Raw genomic sequence first — 25269 nt, forward strand, 5'->3', positions numbered from 1 at the left:
GCTAAAGCCCGACCCGGTCTTTGCCGCCGATGACGTCTTTGATCACATACCGGGGCCGATGCTTGGCTTCGATGTAGATGCGACCGACATACTCTCCAAGAATGCCGATGCCGATCAGTTGCACACCGCCGAGAAACAATATGGCCGTCATCAACGAGGGGTAACCGGGGACGCTGTTGCCGAAGAAAATCTTGTCCAGCACCATGTACACCGCATACAGCACCGCGAAGATTGAAATGCCGCCGCCGATGTAAGTCCACAACTGCAAGGGTACGGTGCTGAACGAGGTAATGCCTTCCAGCGCCAGGTTCCACAGCTTCCAGCCATTGAATTTGCTGCGTCCCGCCACCCGCTGGGCCCGCTCGTACTCCACCACCACGGTGGTGAAACCGGCCCACGATAGAACGCCTTTCATGAACAACTGATGCTCGGGGAGTGCGCGAATCACATTGACCACCTTGCGGTCCATGAGGCGGAAATCCCCGACGTTCTCTTCGATACGGGTGTAGGAAATCCTGTTCAGCAGGTGGTAGAACATTGCCGCACTGTGGCGTTTCAAATAACTGTCGCTGGCACGATCCCGGCGCTTGGCGAGTACCACATCGGCACCCTTTTGCCACTCGGCAATCAACCTCGGGATGACGCTGATCGGGTCCTGCAGGTCCACGTCCATGGGGATCACCGCATCGCCGGTGGCGTACTCCAGCCCGGCAAACAACGCCGGCTCCTTGCCGAAGTTGCGCGAGAAATTGATCAGCAATACCTGTTCATCGACCTGAGCCAGCGCTTTGGCCTGCTCAGCCGTCTGGTCGGTACTGCCGTCGTTGATGAACACGATCTCGACTTCATAAGGGTCAAGTTTCAACTCACGACGCACCGCTTGGTGGAACAGACTGATCGCCTGCTCTTCGTTGAATACCGGGACAATCAGCGAAACCTTCACGTTTCACACTCCTGAGAACCGAAGTGTAGATGCTCGCCAGATGCCATCATGGGGAGTTCTGGTGCGCGGACAGTCCGGCAGACCGACGGCCACGCCGTTCTATCCGTTCGCTATAAGCATCTGAGACATTCGGTAATATCCAGCCTTTTGCAATTGCCTGTGAATAACGGCACCCTGCGCGCCGCCAATGTGCGGCGCACCCTCTTTTGCGGCGCCGGCAACTCCTTATTCAACAGCCCGTTCAAGAGCCCGCCTTCATGACGTCTGGACGCGATCACCGAATCGACTTTTTCCGCGGCCTGGCCCTGATCTTTATCTTCTGGGACCACGTGCCGCAGAACCCGCTCGCGCAGTTCACGGTGCGTAACTTCGGCTTCAGCGATGCGGCGGAGATTTTCGTGTTCCTGGCCGGTTACGCGGCCGTGCTGGCCTACGGCAAGATCGCCCGGCGCGACGGGCTCATGGTCGCTACGGTGAAAATCCTGCGACGCGCCTGGGTGCTTTATGTAGTGCACATCTTTTTGCTGGCGCTGCTGATGGGGATCGTGTTTTTCGCCAACAGCCACGTGGAAACCCGCGATCTGGTGCAGGAAATGGGCTTGCAGTATTTCCTGAGCAATCCGCAGCAGGCGTTGATGGATGAATTGCTGCTGCGCTTCAAACCGAACCTGATGGACCCGTTGCCGCTGTACATTCTGTTGCTGCTCGGCCTGCCGCTGGTACTGCCGATGCTGCTGCGCAAGGCTGAATACGTGGTGGGGCTGTCGGTGGTGTTGTACCTGCTGGCGCCATGGTTGCAGTGGAACCTGGCGGGCACCGACGGGGGGGTGTGGTTTTTCAATCCGATGGCCTGGCAGCTGCTGTTTATTCTCGGGGGCGCGGCGGCGATTCACCGGCAAAGGCCTCGGGCGCCGCAACCTCGACCGCTGACTCGACAGCCGGTTTTCATCGCGGCTCTGACCTATCTGGTAATGACCGGGATGATCGCGCTGTCGTGGAAATGGCCGACCGTGCATGACGAGTTCATGCCCCAATGGCTCGGCGAATGGCTCTATCCGATCAGCAAGACCAACCTCTCACCGGCGCGTCTGCTGCACTTCCTCGCCCTCGCCTACGTCACCGCCAGGTTGTTGCCGGACACGGGCTGGACGCAACACTGGCTGGCGCGACAAAGCTGTCGCATGGGCCGATATTCTCTGGAGGTGTTTTGTTTTGGTGTGTTGCTGGCGCCGTTGGCGGACATGCTCAATGCCTTGGGCGGGAACGTATTGGCGATGCAGCTATTCAGCGCAATGTTGGGGGTCGGGTTGATGGCATTGCTGGGGGTTTGGCTGGATTTCAATAAGCGGTTGAATGTGCCGATACCCGTGGCAGCCGTTTAAATGCAAAAGCCCCGATCATTCTGACCGGGGCTTTTGCATGGCTGGCGTTACAACTTACGAAGCCGAACGCACCGCGCCTTGCGCCACATTGGTCGGCTGCAACTTGAACATGTAGAACAACACCGTCAGCAGTACCAGGAACGCCGGGCCCACATACAGCGCCACTCGGGTGTCCGGGAAGTACGCCATCAGGCCGACCACCAGCACCAGGAAGGCCAGCGCCAGATACGAACTGATCGGGTACAGCCACATGCGGTATTTCAGGCCGGCACGCTCGCTGGCACTCAGGCCTTTGCGGAACTTGAGCTGGGCCAGCAGGATCATCACCCAGGTCCAGATCGCGCCGAAGGTGGCTATCGCGGTAACCCAGACGAAAACCTTCTCAGGCACCATGTAGTTGAGCAGCACACCCAGCAACAACGCGCCGATCGACAACAGCAACGCACGACGGGGCACACCGCCGTTCGAGGTTTTGGCGAAACCGGCCGGGGCCTGGCCGTTCTGCGCCAGGCTGTAGAGCATGCGCCCGGTGCTGAAGATGCCGCCGTTGCAGGACGACAACGCCGCGGTGATCACCACGAAGTTGATGATGCCGGCGGCGGTCTTGATGCCCAGACGCTCGAAGGTCATCACGAACGGGCTGCCCTGGGTGCCGATGGCGTTCCATGGGTAGATCGACAGAATCACGAACAAGGCGCCGACGTAGAACAGCAGAATCCGCCAAAACACCGAGCCGATCGCATTGGGGATGGTCTTCTGTGGGTTCTTCGCTTCACCGGCGGTCAGGCCGATCATCTCGACGCCGAGGTAGGCGAACATCACCATTTGCAGGGACATCAACACGCCTTGCACGCCATTGGGCATGAAGCCGCCGTGGGCCCACAGATTGGAAATCCCCAGGGCGACGCCGTCGTTGCCGAAGCCGAACGCGATCACGCCGATACCGCCGACCACCATCGCAATGATGGTGACGATCTTGATCAGGGCGAACCAGAATTCGAACTCACCGAAGGCTTTCACCGCGATCAGGTTGATCGAGCCCATGCTGACCAACGCGGCAAGTGCCCAGATCCAGCGCGGCACGTCGGGGAACCAGACGCCCATGTACACCGCCACTGCGGTGATTTCCGCGACGCAGGTCACCAGCCACAGGAACCAGTAGTTCCAGCCGGTCAGAAAACCCGCCAAAGGCCCGAGGTAATCCTGGGCATAACGGCTGAACGAGCCGGCGACCGGATTGTGCACGGCCATCTCGCCGAGGGCACGCATGATCACCAGGATCGCCAGACCGCCGATGATGTAGGAGAGCATGATGGCCGGGCCGGCCATTTCGATGGCTTTGGCCGAGCCCAGGAACAGGCCGACGCCGATACAGGCACCGAGTGCCATCAGGCGAATATGCCGTTCGCCCAGTTCGCGTTTAAGCGGGCCGCCCTGAGCGGTCTCGCCGTGAGGCAGGTGATTGCCGACTGGCATAGGGGTGCAACCTCGTCTTGTTATTGGATATGACCACCGAGTGTCGAAGCGCCGACCGATAGGCCAGTGCCTGGTGAAACCGGGCCTGTCTTGTGGACAGACACGTCTTGTAGGACAAAACCTCCAAGATCAGCGGGGCGTGCAGTATAAAAAGCTAACGACAGGTGTTTTCACTATATAAAACACAATATTCAGCGATAACTAACGGGTAATTCCCGCAGAACGGAGTGGCATTACCTGGCTTATGCAGGTTTTTTCGCCACTGAAACCGCACGGAGTATTGCACAGCAATGGTGCATCGTCATGCCCCTACCTAGGCAGCATTTACCTCGTTGATGCGTCTAGCTCAACCATTTCAGACGACACCTCCTGTGAATAGGAGGTTTCCTGTGGCGAGGGGGCTTGCCCCCGTTGGACTGCGCAGCAGTCCCAAAAACCAGCAGCACTTGATTTTTTCAGACACACCGCATGTACAGGATTCACGACTGCTGCGCAGCCGAACGGGGGCAAGCCCCCTCGCCACAGGAATCCTCCTCACCAAAGTAAGCCCCCTCACCACAATAGGTTTCTTGCTGCAGTGAATCCTTCACAGGAATCAGAATCTTCACTCAGCATTTGCAGAACCGAAACAGACAATCGGGCACTAGCGTGGAAGGGTCACCTGACTATTACGCAAGGAAGCAATGGATTGCCTACTCAACCAAACTCTCATCGCCTGCGCTTTGGCAGAGCCTCTGAAAACGGCCGCGCTTACCTCATCACCGCAGTTATTCACGAGCGCCAACCCATATTCTCTGACTGGCGATTGGGGCGTCTGCTTGTCGCAGAACTGCGCCGAGCTCACGATGCGGGTTTAGTGAATTCAATTGCCTGGGTTGTGATGCCCGATCATTTTCATTGGCTAATGCAACTGCAGGGCAACAATCTGGGCAATGTTGTCGGCTCTACCAAGTCACGCTGCACCCTGGCAGTGAACAAAATGAATAGTCGGTGTGGTCCGCTATGGCAAAGCGGCTACCACGACCGGGCAATCCGCGATGGAGAAGAACTCCTGCCATTCGCTCGTTACATTGTTGCCAATCCTTTAAGAGCGGGGCTGGTCAAGAAAATTGGCGATTACCCGCTATGGGATGCCTGCTGGCTATAAATATCTGTGAGGGATTTCTGTGACGAGGGGGGCTGTTGTGGCGAGGGGGCTTGCCCCCGTTGGACTGCGCAGCAGTCCCCAAAAAACAGCAGCACTGAATTTTTCAGGCACGCCGCATTTAAAGGGCTCACGGCTGCTGCGCAGCCGAACGGGGGCAAGCCCCCTCACCACAGTAAGTCCCTGTCCACAGTAAGTCCCTGTCCACAGTAAGCTCCCTTGCCACAGGTAATGATGCGCATCTGATATTTGGTTGTTCACAATTTTTTCACCAATGCCAACCACCGTCTAAGCTTCAAACAAGTCCGATCAATCTGCGTGAATGGATCAGTCGACTATGGGCGCTTTGTGGCAAACCGATTCGAGTGACACTGTGGTTCCGACTGAACGTGTGGATGAAGCGCCTTTACCTGAAAAACCCCGTCGTTCACGGCACGGCTGGGGGGCGTTCTGGTTGCTGCTGCTGATTATCCTGATTGTCCTGGGCCTGGCCGCAGCCAAGGAAATGCGCACCTCCAAGTTCCAAGCCCGGGAAATCAGCAAATATGCCGCCTCGCTGAAATATGAACTGCAACCCGGCCCCAGCGACGCGATTCGCTACCCTGGCGAAGGCCCGTTCGATCAGCGTCTGGGCTACAGCTCCCTGGATGAATTTCTGCCGCGCCTGCTCAAACGCGATTACGTGATAGCGGCGCAAACCCGCTTTTCGCCTGCGCTGATGAAGTACAGCGACAAGGGCTTTTTCATTCCCTATACCGAGAAAATCCAGGCCGGGCTGTCGATCACCGATTGCCGTGCGGCCCCGCTGTACCAGTTCAAATATCCACAACAACTTTATTCAAGTTTTGCCGCGATCCCGCCGGTGGTGGTCAATAGCTTGCTGTTCATCGAAAACCGCTTTCTGCTCGATCCGCGCCAGCCCCTGGCCAACCCCGCCGTGGACTGGCCGCGGTTCGGCATGGCGGCGTGGTCCCAGGTGGCCAAGCTGTTGCGTCTGCCCGGCCAATCGGCGGGCGGCAGTACACTGGCGACACAGCTTGAGAAATATCGACACTCACCCGACGGCTTGACCGTGTCGGGCGCGGAAAAAATCCGCCAAATGATTTCCGCCAGCGTGCGGGCCTATCAGACGGGGCCGGAAACCCTTCAGGTACGGCAAAATGTGATTCGCGATTACCTCAACAGTGTTCCGCTGTCCGCGGTACCGGGCCACGGTGAAGTGCATGGCATGGCCGAAGGTCTGCGTGTGTGGTACGGCGCCGACTTCAACAAGGCCAACGAACGGCTGGCCAGCACCGACACCGATCAGAAAAGCCTGGCGGAGAAAGGCCTGGCCCTGCGTGAAATGCTGTCGCTGATGATTGCTCAACGCCGCCCTTCCCACTACTTGACCAAGGGCCGCGATGAATTGGCCAGCCTGACCGACAGCCATATTCGCCTGCTGTCACAAAATGGCGTGATCGATGCGCCGCTCGCGGCGGCGGCACTGGCCAGCCAAGTGACCTATCGCGACTGGCAGACCCAGCCCACCATCCAACCGATCGAAACCAACAAAGGCATCAGTGTCGCGCGCAGTCGGCTGGGCAGTTTGCTCAACCGTCCGCTGTATGACCTCGACCGCCTCGACCTTTCCGCCACCAGCACCCTGCAAGGCGAGCTGCAAACCCAGGCCACCGCGTACCTCAAGCACCTGGCCGACCCAGCTTATGCAGCGGAAATCGGCCTGATCGGCGAACGCCTGCTCACCCCCACCAGCACCACGCAGGTGCGCTACAGCTTCACCCTGTTCGAACTGACCCCGGATGGTTCGCGGGTACGGGTGCAGACTGACAGCACCGACCAGCCGTTCGACATCAATGAAGGCAGCAAGCTGGAACTGGGCTCCACCGCAAAAATGCGCGTGCTCACCACCTACCTGCAGATCATCTCCGAATTGCACGATCGCTACGCAGGCATGACCGTTGCCGAACTGAAGAAAACCGAAGTCGCCGAACAGGATCGCCTGAGCAGTTGGGCCGTCGAGTACATGATTCAGAACACGGACCGCAGCTTGCCAAAAATGCTCGGCGCCGCCCTGGATCGCAAATATTCCGCCAGCCCCGGCGAGGCCTTTTTCACCGGCGGCGGGCTGCACACGTTCGTTAACTTCCGCAAGGAAGACAACGGCCGCATGCCGACCCTGCGCGATGCCATTCGTGAGTCGATCAACCTGCCGTTCATCCGGCTGATGCGTGATTTGGTGCGTTACAGTACCTACGCGGGCCCCAACAGCAGCGCCGAATTGCTCAAGGACGACCGCGACCCGCGGCGTCAGGAATACCTGGCCCAGTTCGCCGACCGCGAAGGCACCACATTCCTGTTGCGATTCTGGAAGAAGTACCAGAACAAGGACACCCAAACCCGCCTCGAGACCTTTCTCGACAGCATGCACCCGACCCCGATCCGCATGGCCGCCGTGCATCGCTATCTGTTCCCGCAGGCCGACCAGGAAAGTTTCAACACCTTCGTACGGTCGCACCTCAAAGGCGCCAAGCTCACGGAAAAACTCACCGACGAACGCCTCGAACGCCTGTACCTGAGTTACGGCCCGGGCACCTACGACCTACCGGATCAAGGTTTCATCGCCAAGGTCCACCCGCTGGATCTGTGGCTGATGGGCTATTTGCTGAACAACCCCGACGCCAAGTTCAGTCAGATCGTCAAAGCCAGCGAATTCGAACGCCAGGAGGTTTACAGCTGGCTGTTCAAAAGCAAACACAAGGGCGCCCGTGACAGCCGTATCCGCACGATGCTGGAGATCGAGGCATTCCTTGATATTCATCAACGCTGGCAGAAAGTCGGCTATCCGTTCGATCACCTGGTGCCCTCGCTGGCCACCGCCATCGGCAGCTCCGGCGACCGCCCCGCGGCGCTGGCAGAGCTGATCGGCACCATCCTCAACGATGGTGTGCGCCTGCCAACGCTGCGTATCGACAGCCTGCATTTCGCAGCCGATACGCCCTATGAAACCCAACTGATCAACAATCCGGTCGTCGGCAAACGCGTGATGCCTTCCGAGGTGGCAACCGCCATGCGCGAGGCCTTGTCGCAAGTGGTGGATGCCGGCACGGCCAAACGCGTGGCAGGCAGTTTCAAACTGGCCGACGGTACCCCGTTGGCCATGGGCGGCAAAACCGGGACCGGCGACAACCGCATCGAAGCCATCGGTCCAGGTGGCCGGATTCTGAGTTCGAAATCGATCAACCGCACTGCAACGTTCGTGTTCTACATCGGCGATAACCATTTCGGCACCTTGACCGCCTACGTGCCGGGGCGCACAGCCGAAGCCTTCAAATTTACTTCGGCGTTGCCGGTGCAAGTGCTCAAGGGCATGGCACCGATTCTGATGCCTTACCTGCAACCGGGGAGTCATACAGGATGCCTGCCTGTTGAAGTCGCCCGACACTGATCACGGGTGGTAATTAATTATTTTCGGCATTGATAATCTCAATGCGTCGGCAAGTATCCACACGTATTCAAGAACAGTAATTCAGACTTTTACTTTGAGCCTTGGGAGTTAGGCTGGTGACTCTCATGGATATTCAAGGTTTTATAAAAACATGTCTGAAATACAAGGAAGTATATTGGGTGATTCATTACCGGAAACTGCCGATTTAAATGGCCGCCATTACGATTTTATCCAAAACCGGATCCACCCCATCTTCAAAAGCGCCTCTTTGCAAAGGGCTCAGGAGCTAAGCCTCACTCAAACGGCAATCGGGCAATGGATAAAGACCGCCACAGACATCGATCACACCCGATTACAAGAGTCCAATATCAAACTCTGGTCCGCTCAAAACAGGGTAGAACGGGCTCTTGAAGAGTTACAAAACATTTATAAATTCGCCGAACCGTTACTGACCGACGCGTTGTTGGAACAATACGGTGTCGACGTTGATGTAAAGACAACCTGCCTGCATCTTTACTTACCCAGAGAACGCCCTTGGTATGTCGTTGACCTCTCAGGCGGTGTGGTGACCCGTACGGTCTCATTGTTGGACGCCGCCCTGCACAACTTCGCGCTGACCGAAACCTGCGAATCGGGCTCGGACTTTATCAGTCAACCCGATGCGCGCGGGCACTTCGACATTCGGCCGATCAAACACAAAATGTCCATCGCACAATTTCAGACCTTATGTCGTGAATTGGACATCGGCGCCCGCTACACCCGATACCTCGAAGAACAGTTGCTGCCCAGTGACGGCCTTGCTCAGGACATGTTGAAACTCAACATCGTCAATTACGAGAAAGCCGCGTTCAAAGCGGCTGCTCAACAGGCGGTGATGACCGATGACATTGACGCCGACGCCCGCGATTTGATCCTGAAGATGCTTGATGGTCAGCGCAACCTCACCCGTAAAGGCCGGGTGATGCACTTCGCTGAATTGTCCATTATGGATAGCCAGTTGACCGGGATCGTACTGATCACACCGGACCTGGGTCGAACCCGCGATGTCGTACCAATATTTGCTTACGTCCCGCAAGACCCGGAGCATCCACTGAAAGAGTACCCGTCGACTATCGCATTCATGAATGAACTGACTCGCCAACTGCGTGATGACGCTGTCATATCGTCTACCGGAATGACTTATCGCCAGTACTTCAGCCGGTTCGTAAACCACTCCGAGCGCGGGCATTTTTTCGGCGGGTTGGCGCAACGCCTGTTCGAGGTTAAATGGCATCAAAAAGAGCCACTGGACCAACGCCCGAGCTGGCGGGAAGAGCCGGTCAGCCCCCCCAATCTACAGTTCAGCACCGCACCTATGCGCGGTGAGTTATGGAAGCACCTCTATCAGCAGAAGCTGAACAAGATCCTCAATGATGCGCGACACATCGCGGTGTCCACCGCCGATACCGATCGCAATGCCCGATGGGCCTGGTGGGAGAACTTCAAGAAAATTGTCTCGGACATCTTCAACGTCGCACTGATGGTCGTCACGCCATTCGTTCCGGGGCTGGGTGAATTGATGATGGTCTACACCGCCTATCAGATGGCCAGCGATGTCATCGAAGGCATCGTCGACATGACGTTGGGGCTATGGACCGAAGCCGCCGAGCATATCGTCGGCGTGGTGACGGATGCCATTCAACTGGCGGCGTTTGCTGCCGGCGTGAAGATTGGCGAGGTCGCTCGCTTGAAACTATCACCGCTGATCGAAGGCATGAAACCGGTGGCACTGCCCAACGGCCAGCCGCGCTTGTGGCATCCCGACCTCAAGCCCTACGAGCAGCCGGACATCGAGTTACCGGCCGACTCCGTGCCTGACGCATTGGGTCTGCATACCCACGAAGGTCAGAAGATTCTGCTGCTGGACAACAAACATTACGCCGTGCAAAACGACCCGAAAACGGGCACCTATTGTGTCAAACACCCCCATCGCGGCGAGGCCTATTTACCCGAGCTGAAACACAATGGCTTCGGCGCCTGGACACATGAAGCGGAAAACCCGCAAGGTTGGGACCACCCGACACTGATGCGGCGTCTCGGTCACCGCGTCGACGGTTTCAACGATGCGCAGCTGGAGCAGATTCGCATTGCCAGCGGCACCGAAGCGGCTGCATTACGCCAAATGTACGTCGAAAACATCGCACCGCCGCCGTTGCTCACCGACGGTCTTGATCGCGCAGACATCCAGCAGCAAACCGAGCAGGCTATTGATGACATTCGCTACGGACGGCCTATCGATCCCGCTTCTTACTGGTTCGAACCGCTGGCGACTTACCTTGAAGGCTGGCCCTCGGACAAGGCTCTGAAAGTTTACGCAAACACCGACCTGACAGGTCGGTTCCGCACCTACGGTAATGCCCAGGCGAGCAACGAACAGACGCTCGCCACCAGTCTGTCCCGTCTCATGCAGGGTGACCTGCCAAAGCAGCTCATCGAGTTTCTGAGCGAGGAAGAACTTCAAGCGCTGCTCCGCCCGGATGTCGCCAAGGAAGAACAGCTCCAGGCGCTGCGCAATCAACTGGCTGACGAGGCAGACCGCCTCAGGCCCGATATCTTCAATCAGCGCTATCAAGTTGCACAAGCGAGCGCCAACCCGCAGGTCCAACGACTGCGCGACGTGGCTCCAGAGCTACCGACCCGAGCGGCAACGGTACTGCTCAACAGTGCCAGCGGCGCTGAGCTCGAACGCATGACACAGGACAAACGCCTGCCACTGAACCTGAAAAACCAGGCGCGTGAAGCGGCCTTCGAAACCCGGGCCAACCACGCCTATGAAGGTTTCACCGATGAGGCGCGCTGGGTGCCAGAGACTGAGCGACTGGTGCTGAATGCGCTCAGGATTCACACCGACGTATTCGGCGATTTGCGTATCGACGTCCGCCAGGGCACCAACATCGGGCCGCTACGATGCAGCGTCGGAGCAGAAGACGCGTCGCTCATCCGGGTATTGATCAAGGACGCCGGGGCACGGTACGAAGTGTGGGACGCCGGCAACCACAAATTGCACGAAGCCGACGACTTTTACGAATCGGTACTCAACGCTCTGCCGGCCGGCAAACGCCGGCAACTGGGATATCGAACCGGCCAGGGAGCCTTGTTCAGACAATGGGTGCTGGTCAAAACCGAAGCCCCCGCCGAGCGCCGGATCGCGCTGGCTGAGCCGCCGATTCGTCCGGTCGGCGACCCAGACACCTTGCTGCTATTGCGTGGCCCCGGCTTTTCCACACAAAGAGCCACCCTGGCGGAACGGGTGCAGGGCATTTACCCGCACTTGAACGAGCGCGAGCTCAGCACCTTTGTCCGCTCACTGGGTGAAGAACCTCAGGCGCGCCAGACCCTCGATCGACTTGACCGCGAACTGTACGATCTTCAAGTCACACTCAACAAATGGCGGCGTCGCCAACCTGAAACCTGGGGCCCGGATCGGGACGGGTTCGTGAGTGGTGGCGGGTTGCACATTTGCAAGCGGCTCATCGCCTGTTTCCAAAGAAAATCGAAGGCTTTTGGCGAGCGCAGCGCCACACTCGAAGGCGGGTATGTGCTGGACCTTTCAACGGAGTTCAACACGCTCGATCTGGAGCTGTGGTGGAGTGAGCTGCCTGATCTCAAGTACTACCTCGACCAGGTCAGTACGCTGAATCTGGACCGCACCGGTTTTTCCACCAGCGCTACAGGGCTGTTGAAGGATTTCCCTAATCTTCGGCAACTAAGTGCCCGAGGCTGCGGATTGGAAAAGCTGCCGGTAACGATTGGCAAAATGCATTTCCTTCGCACGCTGCGTTTGATGAACAACCGGATCCGGCTAACCCGCTCGGCCGTCGAGCAACTGCGGCATTTGACGCACATGGAAACGCTCAGGCTCGATGACAACCCACAGTTGGGTCTGTTGCCGAACGTCGAACGCATGCCGAAACTGAAGATTCTGAGTTTGAGCAACACCGGCGCAACTGCCTGGCCTGACGGCCTGTTCGCAAAGCATCGCCCGCGGGGGTTTTATCTGGACCTGATGCAAAACCCGTTGCGCGACATCCCATCGGTCGTTCCCGGCTCGGACGCCGCGCGCCTCGTGGCACGCACGCGACTGTTTCCGACCGATCTTTCGGACACCAACCAGATTGTCTATATGGACTACCGGAAGTCAGTCGGCATCAGCCCGGATCATCTGTACTTGGCCATCGCCGATCGTGCGATCGATCAGTGGCCCATGTCCGACGATTCCCAATGGTGGAGCGACAAGGCCGCAGGCGTGGGCATCTTCAGGGTCGAAGCCTGGCACGACCTGATGACCGAGCCACACTCTCGAGGGTTCTTCCGCTTGATCCAGAAGCAGACCGAATCGGCCGACTACCGCGCCGGTGGCGAGCGGCGCAAACAACTGAGTGATCGCGTATGGCGAATGATCGAGGCCATCGACCTGGACACGACATTGCGCAAAGAATTGTTCGAGATGGCGACCGCACCGACCACCTGCGCCGACGCCGGTGCCCAGGTATTCAACAATATGGGCATCAAAGTCCTGGTCAGCGAGGCCTATGCCCAGTCGACATCGGCCGCGATCCTGGAAAGCAAACTGGTGACCCTGGCCAAAGGCGCCGCGCGTCTCGAACGGGTGGATGACATCGCCCGGGCGGATTTCGCCAGCCGAAAAGGTAATCCCGATGAAGTCCAAGTGTTCCTCGCTTACGAGACCGGCCTTGCCCAGCGTCTCGGCTTACCCTGGCAATCGGAGAGCATGCTCTATCGACCCGTGGCCGGCGTAAGTGCCGAAATGCTCGATACGGCCTTCGATACCGTGATGTCGATGGAAGACGGCGACGGTTTGATCAATCACATGATCGAGCAGTCGTTCTGGGAAAAATACCTGCATGACATGTATCCCGCGGAGTTCAGGCGCAATGCCCGGACGTATGAAATCAGAACCGATCAATTGGATGAATTGCGCGAGGCCCAGCGTTCCTGGGCGAATTCCAAAGAACGGGTGATAGCGCAAAGACAGGCACTCAAGAAGCGACTGCTGGAGCTTGCCAATCAACTGAACGTCCAGGAAGACCGTGTGCTCACCGATGAAGAAATGACCGACGAGGTCTACGGTGGATTGCTGAATGACATCGGCTACGAGGAGAAACAGCTGAGCAGGCGGTTGACCCGACAGGCGCTGCTCAACGCCGGGTAACCGCCAGTGCCCTGAAGGCAAACAAACGCCTTCAGGGCGTGCTGCGCTTATCCGATATCCGAATCCCAAACCACGGTGAAGCTTCCGGAATATTTGGACGCTTCGCCCGGCTTCAACATGTAGTTCACGTAATAGGGTGCAATCTCGAAATGCAGGATGCCCGGCGCACGATCCAGGTAAAAACCGGGTTTGAATTCTTGTGCATTCACGTGCCCGACATGCAGCGGCCGACGCTTGACCGGTTGCCCGTTGGTATCCGTCAAGCCGTTCGGCAAGCTGATGCTGAGTTGCACCACCGCCGCGCGTTGCGAAACGGGGTCGCGAATCATGCAATCGAACAATCCCGGAATGTTGCACTCCAGATGCATTTTGAAGCGGGTCGATGAAGAGATGTTGAACGTCTGATCACGAAACAACCGGGTCGGTTTACGCCCCTGAGCCAGCCAGGACTGCCAGCCACCTTCCGGGACCAGCTCCACACGATCACCGCCAGGAGGTATATCCACTTTCAAGGTGTGTTCAACCGTCAGGGTGAAGTTGAGGTTGATCAAATCGTCGTCGGGCAACATGACATCACCCATATCAAAATCCTGCTGCGGCCCTACGGTGTAGTTCATGACGCCCCGGTAAGTGCCTGTCGACATTTTCAGCGGATCGGGCGTGACCAGCTCATATGAAAAACCGACATCCTGATAGGCGAACCCAAGCGTCTCGGGAATCGGTTGGTAAGCCCGTTTCGCACAGGTCCCCGCATTGGCCGGCACTCGCCAGAAAAACGCGTAGTAATAGGTGGTCCCGTAACCCACGCCGCCATAATTGCAGGGCGCAGGCGCATTGACCCAAGAGGCGTCCCAAACACCTACGGGAAGCGCTTCCTTGATTGTGTAAGCCGCACCGATGCCATTGACGCGCATTTTTAACGTCTCGGCTTTTCCGCTGCCGTCATGGATGACCGTGACTTCCTTCCAGTACGACGGTGTCCGGAACATCGCGCCTTGACGTTCGGCATGCTCAGGCAGGATAGGCGCGATGGATCTGAATCGAATCGGTAGAGCGATGCTGAAGATGCCATCGGCGCAATAAGCCGGATGATCCTTGCAATACCCCCCTTGCGGGGTCGTGTTCTTGAATTCGTTGTGCATGGGCTTTGCCGGGTCCGGCCGAAACACTGCCGTCAGATCCACAGATACCGCGCCCGCCGACACAGTAAGTCCCCCGGTCAATAACAGCGCACTCAACTGGCTCGTTATTCTGATTTTGTCCATGATTCATACAGTCCTTTTGGGTGTTTCCATGCAAAGCCGGTGAGTGCGCATCACGCCCCCGGCAACACCGCATTGAAAATCATATTCACACTGCCGAAGTAATTACCGGGTTTGTAAACACCATCGGCCGGCGGTACAGGCACGATCTCCAGCAGCACCCGTTTACCCGGCGCCGCATCGCTCATCGATACCACTTCGCTGCTTTCCAGCTCGCTCAATACCTTGCCGTTGAACAGCACCCGCAAGCCAATGTCATGGGCATCGGTGCCGTTCGACAGATAAGGCCGGCCCTCAAGCCTTGCTTCAATCGAGCCGGCCTCATTTTTCACATCGAAGTACTTACGCAGACTGCCCAGCGTCGACGTCGTGAGGTTCCACGGCAGGCGTTGTTCAAGATGAACCCACCCAGGGTCAGAGGGGATCACGTAGAACGCCAGGGTCGGAATCGTCACGAACACCTCGAACGTACGCACTTCTCTGGCCGCATAGGCCCACGAGCTTGCCAGCAGGGCGGCAGCCAACATGGGCATGACAGTCAGTTTCTTGAACATGGTCACCATCCGGGTCAGCCCTTCACGTCGATTTTTTTGCCGCTCTCACCTTCGACCAAGGTGAAGTGGTACTCGCGACCGGCCTGCTTTTCGAACTGAAACGTGCGACCGGCCAGAATGTGATGCTTGGTCGTTGGCTGGCAGTCCTGCTCGTTCTTGATCGAGCAATCCTTGAACTCGTCGATCACCACCACCGTGTTGCCGTTGTTGCGGATCCGGTAGTTGCCCGACTCGTTCTCGATTGCGCTGTCGAAGCGCGTTTCCTTGGGCCGCACGAAAAACACCGCGCCGTAACCTGCCAGCACGGTGACCCCGGCGGACAGGGACTTTTTGTAGTCTTCGCGCTCTTCGCTGGAGACGGCGAATTCGTCTTCCTTCTCCGGTACGACCGGCACGAAACGCACCCGGAAGTAGCGCTCTCGATCGCGCTCACCCATGTACAGCAACCGTGTGCCCTGCATGCCGTTGGCCGGCACGATCAGCCGTGCGGGACTGGCCATCAAGCCATCCCGGGCATTGCCGTCGGCCTGGGTCTTGAGCGGCACTTCGCGCGAGGTGCCATCGGCTTCATAGAGGATTTCAAGGATGTTGACCTTGACGAAGGCCGTGCTGTCGCCGCCATTGAATACGCGCTTCAAGTAGGTACTTTTGTCGCCATCCAGATAGTCGTAAACGGTCCCGATATTGATGCTCGGTGCCGCGTGAGCCAGTTGCGCGAAAAGATAAAAACCAAACAGTGCCAACAGGTGTTTCATCGTACTGAACCTCGTTGAATTGAATGCTGCAAAGGGCGGCCCGCTAGATGTCTGAATCCCAGATCACCGTCACATTCCCGGAGTACTGCCGTTGTCGCTCGGGCCTTATCATTTGCGCGACTTCGTCGGGAGGAATCTCGAAGTGCAGCGTTCCCTGTCTTCGCTCCACATAGAAAGCCGGTTGAAATAATCCGGTACCGCTGCCGTCACGCAGCAGGGGGCGCCGTTCGACAGCGAGGCCATTGGCGTCGCTCAAACCGCGAGGCAGACTGACGCTGACGTTCAGGGGCACGATGTGACCGGACACCGGCTCGCGTAACGAGCAGGTCTTGCCGTCCTGGATGTATTCACACTCCAGGTTCATCTTGAAGCGCGAACTGGCCGTGATATTGAAGGTCTGGTCGCGGAACAGGCGCGTGGGTCTGCGCCCCTGCTGCAACCAGGCTTGCCAGCCGCCTTGCGGTAACAGCTCGACCCGATTGCCGCCGGGGGGTATCTCGACTTTGAGGGTGTGTTCGACGGTCAGGGTGAAGTCGAGCTGAATGATGTTGTCCGAGGGCGCGACGACATCGCCCAGATCGAAGTCGCCGCCCGGGCCGATCGAATAAACCTGCGTGCCCTGATAGACACCCGTGGACATCTTCAGCGGATCCGGCGTGCGCAGTTCGTAAGTAAAGTCCAGAGACTCGTAACCAAATCCGGGAATAAGGAATTTGGCCTGCTTGCCACACACCGTTTCTTCAGGCGTCAGCCAGAAGAATTGAAAACCGGTGTGACCGTAATAGGTTGTGGTGCCGATGGCCACGCACGGCCTTGGCGCTGTTCGCCAGTCGCTTCCCCACAAGGCCGTATGCGCCCTGACATACTCCGTTTCCCCTGTCAGCTCCATCACGGAATCGCTGAGCCTGTAAACGCCACCCATCCCGGCAATGCGCACCTCGACCGTGGCGGACTCTCCGGTCTCGCGGTTCAACACCGTCAACGCTCGCCAGGCGGCGGGCGTCTTGATCATCGCGCCTTTTCGTACGTCCTCATTGTTGGGCTGGATCGCGCCCTGGACTCCAACTTTCACGTGAGAGCGCAAACTGAATATGCCGTAACTTTTGCAGATGGCGGGGTAAGCCCAACAAAACCCAACATTGGGCGTGGTGTTCTTGAACTCGTTTTTCTGCGGGTTGCTTGGGTCAGGGTTGAAAGTGGCCGTAATCGGAAGCACGACGGCGACGGCCTGGAAGCTTGCCGCAACCAGACAGGCCCCGATGAAAAGAGCCACTAGCGTGCGCCATGGGAAAACAGTCGAAACATTCATCGATTTATGGACTCCAGAGATTGCACAACACACATCAACCGGCGCTCTGCGCGGCATCACCCACATCCGCCAACGTGTCTGGAGTGCAGCGCAAATCCCCGATCATCAACACATTGTTTTCCGTTCGCCCCTGGCTCGGGTCCAGCCGGAACTGACACAGCAACTGATTGCCGTGGCGCACTTCCAGGGTCGGTGAACCGGCGTTCATTTCCATCGAGAAGAAACCGTCCACCTCACTCACCCCACGACTGGCGTGGTTGATGATGTGGTGGCCCTTGAGCGGATTGCCCTGAGGGTCGATCAGGCGACCGAGCACGGTGAGGGTTTGCATCACGCGAATCTGCCGATAGCCCACGCCGCCCTTGTTCAGGTGATAGCTGGAACGGGCCGGTTGAATGGTCGCGGCGGGGACGTCGGTGCCCTCGAAATCGAAACTGACCGAACTGCTTTTGTAAGCCGTGATCGGCACAAAATTGCGCCCGGGTTTGAGCACCGCACTGCCACCACTCAAATCGTCGGCGCGCAGGATAATGCCGTCGATGTCCGATTCGACATCGATGATCATGCCGGCACCATTGCGGTGGTATTGGCTGGTCACGGCCATTTTTTGTCCGCCGACGGCCACGGTGCTGTCCAGGTTCAAACCGCCGGTGAGGTCGTTGTTGAACGACGAGCGCTGGATAAACCCGTCACCGTTGGCCAGGTCCGATTGCATCGACGCCATCGCGTTCAAACCGATGCCATAGGTGTCGGTGATCGCCGTGGCCGAGACGCTCTGCAGCAGGTGATCCTGCAAGTCTTTGCGGTAGGTGAGCGAGGCATTGTTGTCGCGCCCGCCGTCGCGATCGGTGCGGGTGCCGATGCTGCCGGACCACTGCTCTCCCGGGCCGCCCAGCGCGATGTTCACACTCAGGTCGAGGCCGCGATTGCGATCATTGCCCGAGCTGAAGCTGCCCGGACGGTCGAACAGCGACAGGCGCCAGTTGGCATCGCTGCCGAAAAGTCGAGTGCGTTGGCTCCATCCCAGATCCACGCCCGTCCCATTGGTGTTGCCTTCGCTGTGGGACACCCGGACGTTAGCCGAACTTTTGCTGGTAAGCCGGTGGTTTACCGATAACGACGAGTTACTGGTTTGCCCGATGAATACGTTGCGCTGTTGCACCCGCGTGCCGTCGGGCAAGGTGTCGTACAGCCGAGTGGTGTCGAGCCAGCTGCGGTTATGGCTGGCGACGAGGCTGCCGCTGCCATAAGAATAGAGTCCCTGCACATCAAGGCCGGTGCCGTAGTCTTCGGTCTTGTAGACGTTGGCGAAAAGGCTGGCGTTGTTGACGATTGCCCAGTCAACCGACGTACCGTATTGCAGCGAGTCGCGCACCTGCCGCCCTGTCAGGCCGAGGATCACACGCGGGTGCCACAGGAAGTTGAAGGCGGCACCGGCGGTTATGTCGCCGTCGGCCTGCTCTTCCCAGTTGCTGAGCAATTTGGATTCGCGACCGGCGAACAGGTTGTAGCGCCAGCGCTCGTCATGATTGCGCCAATTGTTCGGTTTGTAGACCAGCTCCAGGCTGCTGGAGGTGATCTGGCCGTCTTCGATCAGGCGCACTTCCACTTCATAAATACCGCCAGGTAACGGACGCGTATCGAGGGTCTGCAACCCTGCCGGGACGGCCTGAGTGTTGATCAGCAAACCGTCGCGATATATCTCCACAGAACCCTGTCGATTGGCCGTGACATAGATCGGATAAACCGCCGGTTTCGGATTGTTGATCGCCAGGCTGTCGGAGCTGCCATACATGACACCCAACGCGGTATCGGGGCTGGCGCCAAATGTACGCGGCTGACGGGTCAGGCCTTCGGAGTTGGGCGTGAAATAGCCCAGGCGCACAAAGTTGCCCTGCAATTCACGCTGGGTGAAAAGCTCATGCACGGCGTGATAAGTCTGGCTGTCGACACCGCCCAGGCGCGACAACTGCATATTGACCGCTTGGGTCCAGTTGCCCAGGCTGCTGCTGGCTTCCAGACCGTAACGACCACCGAGGTCCTGGTTCTGGCCGCCATTGAGGTTCAATTGGTTGCGCACGATCAAGCCAGTGCTGCCGCCTTCGGGCAGGTTGTAATACTGCTGCACCTGATCATCCCGTTCGGCGTTTTCCGTGAGGATCGACACCAGCGAGTTTTCGAGGCTGTAGTGCACGGCCAACAGTTGTTCGGGGCAGTTGGCCTGGCAGGCGCCCAGCGCCACGCCTTGTTTCAGATGGTTGGCCCAGATGTCGCGTTCGCTGGGCTTGATGGTGCTGTCGCTGACATCATTGAAGTCAACCAAGGTGATTCGATCATCGCGGGTTAATACGACCATCGCCTCACCGAGAAACTGTTGATCAAGTTCCACGCGCACCGCCAGCGGTACATCAAAGAAGTGTTCTTCGAAGTCGCTCGGTAAACCCTTGGCTTGCGCAAGCAAACTTCGAGGTGTGTGGCCGTTATCCGCTGGCGCGGCCAGGGCGGTTGCACAAAAACATAGGGCAAGCGCCGTCGCGATGGGAGTCATCGGGAACATGAACGAAATACTCTGAAGATAAGTGCGTTGAAACCCGATCGACAGGCAGTGGCTACCCATCGATCGGTAAGTGCTAACGAATAAGGCTGAGCCTTAAGTCATGGCTGACTTAGATGCGCGGAACGGCATCGAAAACCACGACTGGATTGGCCGTGTAAACACCTGTCTGAGTGCTGCCCGGCAGGGCGGCGCTAATCACCAGATCAGCCCGCATGCCGGCGTTGGATTCGATATCGCCGACCACTTCTTTGGAAGTACCGGTCAAGGTGACGCCGTTGAAGACGTAGGTCAGCGCGAGGAAGTCTTTGCCGTTGTGCAGGGGTTGCGGACCACCTTCCACATAAGCATTGACCGAGCCGAGAGAGTGACGAATGTCGTAAGTCGCACGCAGCGGGGCCAAGCTCTCGGTTACCACGTTCCAGGACATTTTTTCATCTTTACCGAAGTCAGGATTCACCGGTTGGGCGTGGAATTGCCAGGTGGGGATATTAGCGCTGATGTTGATGGACGAGCGTATCTCCTCCGCAGCGAACGCCACCGAAGAACTCAGGGCCAGGAGGGTCATCGGAACGGCGACTGCAAACTTCTTGAACATTATTAAGTACCTGTTAATTTCAAAGGATTGGTCCGTGGAAAGCATGAGTCGCCCGTATTACCGTCTTGATATAGAGGCAATCTGGCTCAACTTTCGACGAAGAGAATGATCAACCAATCCGCTGAGAAAGTAAGTACGTAACTTCCGAAGAGCATGTAGTAACAACTGCCCACAACCCGGTAGAAAAAACCCGTAAAATCAATATTTAAAACGTCCAACCGACAGAAACATACTACAAACAGTTTTATTAGAAAAAGCACACAGATTAGTTAAATACATTTCCTGTAAGAGAGGGACTACTTAGGCGCAACTATTAAAAATCATTCGCTGTTAGTTACGCACATTTAGATCAAACACTCTAAAACAACAAGCGACAAAACGACATGTCCCATGCCGCACTGAAGCCCGCCGCGATGCCCCCCTCGGGCAACGACCGTTGGTCCTGTTGGCTTGCTCTCTCAATAAGATATATCTTAAGTTGTATCTAAACACGACGAGAGAAAGCAAAAATGAGAGACCATCATTCCCCCCACCGCGAACACGGCGACGGCCGCGACGGCTTCGAAAAACGCCCAGGCCCAGGCCGCGAACGCGGTGGACGCGGACCTCGCGTATTCGCCCCTGGCGACCTGAAATTGCTTCTACTGGCGCTGATCGCCGAGCAGCCCTGCCACGGCTATGACCTGATCCGCCAGATCGAAAGCATGTTCGACGGCGCCTACAGCCCCAGCCCTGGCGTGATCTACCCGACCCTGACCTTCCTTGAAGAAAGCGAATTGATCCTGGGCGACGCCGAGGGTGGCAAAAAACGCTACAGCATCACCGACGCCGGACGTCTGTCATTAAGCGAGCAGGCGATTGCCCTGGACGGTGTGCGCATGCGCATCGAAGTCAGCAAACGCTCATTGCGCGGCCAGGACCGCCCGGCCGAGATCCATGAAGCGGTGCACAACCTGCGTCATGCCTTGCAAATGCACCATGGTCGCTGGAGCCCGGAAGAAATCCTGCGGGTGCGCGACCTGCTCAACAACACGGCCAAAGCCATCGTCGGCGGCCCCGCCGTTCAACCCGTTTCGGAGAAAGTCGAATGACCGACGTTATCGTGCCATCCCAAACCATTCACCGTGTCAGCCACGAGATCAAACGCCGTCGTCTACAAGTGCTGCGGGTGGTCGACCTGACGCCGCGCATGCGCAGGATTACCCTGGGCGGCCCGGAACTCGCAGGCTTCATCAGCCTCGGCACGGATGACCACGTCAAACTGCTGTTCCCACAAAACGCAGCGGAACAGGCAGCGCTGGAAACCCTGGTACTCGGCGCCGGCAAGGACAACGGGCCGATGCCCGCAATGCGCGACTACACGCCACGTCGTTACGACCTGGAGACGCTGGAACTGGACATCGACTTCGTGCTGCACGGCGACGGCCCTGCCTCAACCTGGGCCGAGCAGGCCAAACCCGGCCAGTTCCTGCACATCGGCGGGCCGCGTGGCTCGATGATCGTGCCGGACATCTTCGACAGCTACCTGCTGATCGGTGACGAAACCGCCCTGCCCGCCATCGCCCGCCGCCTCGAAGGCCTGGCCGCCAATCGGCGTGCACTGGTGATCGTGGAAGTGGAAAACGGCGCCGAACAACAACGCCTGGAAAGCGCCGCGCAAGTCGATGTGATCTGGGTGCTGCGCGAAGGAGGCAGAAACAACCTGCTGACCACCGTGCAACAGATCAAAGTGCCCGCCGGCAATCTGTACGCGTGGGTGGCGACCGAAACCAAAGTGTCGCGGCAGATCCGCCGGGTATTGCTCGATGAGCACGGGCTGGACGAGCAGTTTGTGAAGGCTGTCGGCTACTGGCGGCTGGAGGACAGCGACGAGGAATAAACGCTGTGCATGCTTTCTGTGGCGAGGGGGCTTGCCCCCGTTGCGTCGCGCAGCGGCGCTAAAACCTGCAACGGAGTTTTAACCGGCACAGCGTATTTGCTGATTTTGCGACTGCTTCGCAGCCGAACGGGCGCAAGCCCCCTCGCCACAAAAGCTCCCTCGCCACAGTCAGTGTTCACTTGCGATCCGTGCGCCACCGATCCAACCCGATCACCAGCAGTGAAATCAGCACAAACCCCGCCAGCAATCCCCCGGCGTTCACGAACACCTGTGGATAACCCAGTTTGTCGACATCAATGAACGGATAGGGATAAGTCGCCAGCAGATGCCCACGCCAAAGCACATAGCCGAAGTACACCAGCGGATAAATCACCCACAACGCAATGTGCCGCAGCCGCAACGTCCCCTTGGGTACACAAAACCACCAATAAACCAGGAACAGCAGCGGCATGACGTCATGCATCAACTCATCGGCCAGCCATTGCCAGCCTTCGGGATGCCATAAATGGCGCAACAACAGGCTGTACGCCACGCCGACCACCGCGATACTCACCGCAATTGCGCTGCTGACCCACGGCTGCAAAAACCAGCGTCGCGCCGCTGACTCGCGGGACGTCAGTTCGCAGGTCAGCACCACCGCCACCAGCGTGTTGGTCAGCACGGTGAAAAAGCTGAAAAAACTCACCAGCCCACCCAGCAGACTGGCCGCGATACTCCAGCGGGCATAGAGAATCAGGTACATCTGAATGCTCAAGCCCGCCCAGCCCAGAATCGCCGCCACGGCCACACAACGACGCCTCGCGGTCGAGGATTTGACCATGCTCAGACCGGGCGCTTGGTGCGCATCAGCTTCACGTACAGACGCTCGACCTTCTCCCGCGCCCACGGAGTTTTGCGCAGGAATGTCAGGCTCGACTTGATGCTCGGATCGCTCTTGAAGCAGCGGATATCGATACGCTCGGCCAGCCCCGACCATTCGTAGTGCGCAACCAGGGCGTTGAGGATTTGCTCCAGCGTCACGCCGTGCAGGGGATCAGGGTTGTGTTCGGTCATGCCGGGCCTTCGAACGATGAAAGGATGGGAAGCCGCGCACCTTAACGGAGGCTTTCGTCCGGTGGAAGGGCTCCGGACAGAGGCATTCGTCAGAGGCTGAATTAACTGTAGGCGAGTTGGCCATCATCCGAGGGACAAACGTCAGGAGATAGCGCCCGGCTCAGTAATAACGACGCGGGTCCGAATCGATCAGGCTGGCCAGCTTGGTCAGGGCAAACCGCAATTCGTCCTGGCTGGTGGGCGACATCAACACCAGTCGCACGCAGCGCGTAATGCCACTACGTTCGGCCTGGAACTGGGTACCGCTGAGGACCAGCACACCGTTGGCACGGGCCAGCATGGTGAATTCGTCGCTGGTCCAGGGTTCGGGCAATGTCAACCAGACGTGGTAGGCATACGGCTGAGTCTTGAGCTCGAAATTGGCGAAGATTTCCTGAGCGATCGCCTGCCGCCCGGCGGCTTCGTTGCGCTGAATACGGATCAGCTTTTTATCCAACCCCTCGGTGATCACATTGCTGGCCAACTGAGCGGTCAATGGCGACGGCATCCAGACGCTGCTGCGCACCATGGAGGTCAGGCGCGACAGCAGTTTCGGCGGGCTGTAGAGATAGCCAATCCGCAAGGCCGGCATGACCGACTTCGACAGACTGGTCAGGTACACCGAACGATCCGGGGCAAACGCCGACAACGGTTTGATCGACGGGTCGGTGGCCAGAAAACCGTAGATGTCATCGTCCAGGATGATGAAGTCGAACTCCTCGGCCAACGCCGCGATTTGCGCCCGACGTTTTTGCGACATGATCGCCGCCGTTGGGTTCTGGCACGTCGCCACGCAGACCAGCATCGCCGGTTTCTCACGCTGGCACAGCTCACGCAGCGCTTCGGGAATGATCCCTTCATCGTCCATTGGTACGCCACGCAGACGTCGTTCCAGGCCGTGGGCCAGGGAAATGATGCCGGGGTAGCAGAGCTCCTCGCAGAGCACCAGATCACCGGCGTTGGTCAGCGCACTCATTGCGACCATCAAACCATGCTGTGCGCCGGCGGTGATCACCACTTGCTGCCATTGCGCATCGGGCAACGAATGGCGCAGCCATTGCGCGCCCGCCTCGCGATGAGCCGGATGTCCGCCATCGGGGGCGTAATCGAGGGCATCGGCAAAATCCGTGCTTTTGGCCATGCCCACCAAGGCTCCGCGCAACCAGTATTCCAGGGTTTCGCTGTAAGGCTTGATGATCGAAAGGTCCAGTAACTCAGACTGCCCAAGATTCAGCGAGACGGCACTGTTGCTGGCCGGCAGTTCCAACTGTTTCTGGTTGAGCACATAAGTGCCGCGCCCTACTTCCCCCTGCACCAGACGCCGCCGATGGGCTTCGCTGTAGGCACGGCTGATGGTACCGGGCGTGACATTCAGCGTGGTGGCCAGCTCCCGCAGGGTCGGCAGACGATCACCTTCGTTCAACACGCCGTTGCTGATATCGCGCGCCAACGCGTCGGCAATCGACAAATACATCGGCTGGTTGAACTCGCTTAGCTGAGGAACCCACATGAATGACCGCTACCATCGTAGAAATGATGAATATCCGAGCATATCACAGGGAGGTCAGGCAACTAATAAATGGACTCAATCAATAAATTGAGTCGATTGACTCGGCGAATGAATCGAAAAGCATCTTTCACGAAAAATATTTTAAAACCAC

Annotated in this window: 17 protein-coding genes; 6 read left to right on the forward strand and 11 right to left on the reverse strand. The window is 58.0% G+C overall.

Going from position 1 to position 25269, the window contains the following annotated elements; translation table 11 throughout:
- Position 1: 1 nt before the first annotated feature.
- The gene (locus tag JUI81_RS16865) at positions 2-943 is read right to left on the reverse strand and encodes a glycosyltransferase family 2 protein (protein WP_018926640.1); all 942 of its coding nucleotides are present in this window, start codon (positions 941-943) and stop codon (positions 2-4) included.
- Between the two features lie 257 nt (positions 944-1200).
- Here JUI81_RS16865 and JUI81_RS16870 point away from each other — a divergent pair, with 257 nt between their 5' ends.
- On the forward strand, positions 1201-2325 hold the full coding sequence (locus JUI81_RS16870) for an OpgC family protein (protein ID WP_204124695.1): 1125 nt from the start codon (positions 1201-1203) through the stop codon (positions 2323-2325).
- A gap of 54 nt (positions 2326-2379) precedes the next feature.
- Here JUI81_RS16870 and JUI81_RS16875 read toward each other — a convergent pair whose 3' ends face one another.
- Entirely contained in the window at positions 2380-3801 is a 1422-nt protein-coding gene (locus JUI81_RS16875; protein WP_204124696.1) for an amino acid permease, read from the reverse strand.
- Between the two features lie 688 nt (positions 3802-4489).
- Here JUI81_RS16875 and JUI81_RS16880 point away from each other — a divergent pair.
- The 3 genes from JUI81_RS16880 (at position 4490) to JUI81_RS16890 (ending at position 13605) form a co-directional block, all read left to right on the forward strand.
- Positions 4490-4948 (forward strand): transposase, encoded by a 459-nt coding sequence (locus JUI81_RS16880; RefSeq protein WP_204124697.1) that lies wholly within the window; start codon positions 4490-4492, stop codon positions 4946-4948.
- Positions 4949-5282: 334 nt separating this feature from the next.
- Positions 5283-8393, forward strand: a complete 3111-nt coding sequence (locus tag JUI81_RS16885; protein ID WP_096481009.1) for a transglycosylase domain-containing protein — start codon at positions 5283-5285, stop codon at positions 8391-8393.
- A 151-nt stretch (positions 8394-8544) separates the two neighbouring features.
- Complete coding sequence (locus JUI81_RS16890; RefSeq protein WP_204124698.1) at positions 8545-13605, forward strand: NEL-type E3 ubiquitin ligase domain-containing protein; 5061 nt, start codon at positions 8545-8547, stop codon at positions 13603-13605.
- A 47-nt stretch (positions 13606-13652) separates the two neighbouring features.
- On the opposite strand, the gene JUI81_RS16895 is transcribed toward JUI81_RS16890, so the two are convergent.
- The 6 genes from JUI81_RS16895 to JUI81_RS16920 all read right to left on the reverse strand — a co-directional run bounded on the left by JUI81_RS16895 (position 13653) and on the right by JUI81_RS16920 (position 20637).
- Positions 13653-14870 carry a hypothetical protein gene (locus tag JUI81_RS16895; RefSeq protein ID WP_204124699.1) on the reverse strand — a complete coding sequence of 406 codons (1218 nt, stop codon included), beginning with the start codon at positions 14868-14870 and terminating at the stop codon, positions 13653-13655.
- 50 nt (positions 14871-14920) lie between these two features.
- Entirely contained in the window at positions 14921-15421 is a 501-nt protein-coding gene (locus JUI81_RS16900) for a CS1 type fimbrial major subunit (protein ID WP_204124700.1), read from the reverse strand.
- 14 nt (positions 15422-15435) lie between these two features.
- Positions 15436-16176, reverse strand: a complete 741-nt coding sequence (locus JUI81_RS16905; protein ID WP_204124701.1) for a molecular chaperone — start codon at positions 16174-16176, stop codon at positions 15436-15438.
- A gap of 43 nt (positions 16177-16219) precedes the next feature.
- Positions 16220-17485, reverse strand: a complete 1266-nt coding sequence (locus JUI81_RS16910; protein WP_204124702.1) for a hypothetical protein — start codon at positions 17483-17485, stop codon at positions 16220-16222.
- Positions 17486-17519: 34 nt separating this feature from the next.
- Positions 17520-20042: a CS1-pili formation C-terminal domain-containing protein gene (locus JUI81_RS16915; RefSeq protein WP_204124703.1), complete on the reverse strand. Its 2523-nt coding sequence runs from the start codon at positions 20040-20042 to the stop codon at positions 17520-17522.
- A 109-nt stretch (positions 20043-20151) separates the two neighbouring features.
- On the reverse strand, positions 20152-20637 hold the full coding sequence (locus tag JUI81_RS16920) for a CS1 type fimbrial major subunit (protein ID WP_204124704.1): 486 nt from the start codon (positions 20635-20637) through the stop codon (positions 20152-20154).
- 509 nt (positions 20638-21146) lie between these two features.
- Here JUI81_RS16920 and JUI81_RS16925 point away from each other — a divergent pair.
- Complete coding sequence (locus tag JUI81_RS16925) at positions 21147-21728, forward strand: PadR family transcriptional regulator (protein WP_204124705.1); 582 nt, start codon at positions 21147-21149, stop codon at positions 21726-21728.
- Complete coding sequence (locus JUI81_RS16930) at positions 21725-22516, forward strand: siderophore-interacting protein (RefSeq protein ID WP_204124706.1); 792 nt, start codon at positions 21725-21727, stop codon at positions 22514-22516. Before JUI81_RS16925 ends, JUI81_RS16930 begins: the two co-directional genes overlap by 4 nt.
- 175 nt (positions 22517-22691) lie before the next feature.
- On the opposite strand, the gene JUI81_RS16935 is transcribed toward JUI81_RS16930, so the two are convergent.
- From JUI81_RS16935 to JUI81_RS16945, 3 genes are all read right to left on the reverse strand, one after another.
- Positions 22692-23336 carry a Pr6Pr family membrane protein gene (locus JUI81_RS16935; protein WP_028939482.1) on the reverse strand — a complete coding sequence of 215 codons (645 nt, stop codon included), beginning with the start codon at positions 23334-23336 and terminating at the stop codon, positions 22692-22694.
- Between the two features lie 2 nt (positions 23337-23338).
- Positions 23339-23569, reverse strand: a complete 231-nt coding sequence (locus JUI81_RS16940) for a VF530 family DNA-binding protein (RefSeq protein WP_018926655.1) — start codon at positions 23567-23569, stop codon at positions 23339-23341.
- A 160-nt stretch (positions 23570-23729) separates the two neighbouring features.
- Positions 23730-25118, reverse strand: coding sequence for a PLP-dependent aminotransferase family protein (locus JUI81_RS16945; RefSeq protein WP_028939484.1), 1389 nt, complete (start codon positions 25116-25118; stop codon positions 23730-23732).
- Positions 25119-25269 lie beyond the last annotated feature (151 nt).

Source organism: Pseudomonas sp. 008 (genome assembly GCF_016861935.1).
In the GTDB taxonomy this organism is placed as follows: domain Bacteria; phylum Pseudomonadota; class Gammaproteobacteria; order Pseudomonadales; family Pseudomonadaceae; genus Aquipseudomonas.

Excerpts from the sequence above, each read along its gene's own strand:
- JUI81_RS16870 (WP_204124695.1), top strand. The coding sequence starts at position 1,201 with ATGACGTCTGGACGCGATCACCGAATCGACTTTTTCCGCGGCCTGGCC.
- JUI81_RS16875 (WP_204124696.1), bottom strand. The coding sequence starts at position 3,801 with ATGCCAGTCGGCAATCACCTGCCTCACGGCGAGACCGCTCAGGGCGGC.
- JUI81_RS16885 (WP_096481009.1), top strand. The coding sequence starts at position 5,283 with ATGGGCGCTTTGTGGCAAACCGATTCGAGTGACACTGTGGTTCCGACT.
- JUI81_RS16890 (WP_204124698.1), top strand. The coding sequence starts at position 8,545 with ATGTCTGAAATACAAGGAAGTATATTGGGTGATTCATTACCGGAAACT.
- JUI81_RS16895 (WP_204124699.1), bottom strand. The coding sequence starts at position 14,870 with ATGGACAAAATCAGAATAACGAGCCAGTTGAGTGCGCTGTTATTGACC.
- JUI81_RS16900 (WP_204124700.1), bottom strand. The coding sequence starts at position 15,421 with ATGTTCAAGAAACTGACTGTCATGCCCATGTTGGCTGCCGCCCTGCTG.
- JUI81_RS16905 (WP_204124701.1), bottom strand. The coding sequence starts at position 16,176 with ATGAAACACCTGTTGGCACTGTTTGGTTTTTATCTTTTCGCGCAACTG.
- JUI81_RS16910 (WP_204124702.1), bottom strand. The coding sequence starts at position 17,485 with ATGAATGTTTCGACTGTTTTCCCATGGCGCACGCTAGTGGCTCTTTTC.
- JUI81_RS16915 (WP_204124703.1), bottom strand. The coding sequence starts at position 20,042 with ATGTTCCCGATGACTCCCATCGCGACGGCGCTTGCCCTATGTTTTTGT.
- JUI81_RS16920 (WP_204124704.1), bottom strand. The coding sequence starts at position 20,637 with ATGTTCAAGAAGTTTGCAGTCGCCGTTCCGATGACCCTCCTGGCCCTG.
- JUI81_RS16925 (WP_204124705.1), top strand. The coding sequence starts at position 21,147 with ATGAGAGACCATCATTCCCCCCACCGCGAACACGGCGACGGCCGCGAC.
- JUI81_RS16930 (WP_204124706.1), top strand. The coding sequence starts at position 21,725 with ATGACCGACGTTATCGTGCCATCCCAAACCATTCACCGTGTCAGCCAC.
- JUI81_RS16935 (WP_028939482.1), bottom strand. The coding sequence starts at position 23,336 with ATGGTCAAATCCTCGACCGCGAGGCGTCGTTGTGTGGCCGTGGCGGCG.
- JUI81_RS16940 (WP_018926655.1), bottom strand. The coding sequence starts at position 23,569 with ATGACCGAACACAACCCTGATCCCCTGCACGGCGTGACGCTGGAGCAA.
- JUI81_RS16945 (WP_028939484.1), bottom strand. The coding sequence starts at position 25,118 with ATGTGGGTTCCTCAGCTAAGCGAGTTCAACCAGCCGATGTATTTGTCG.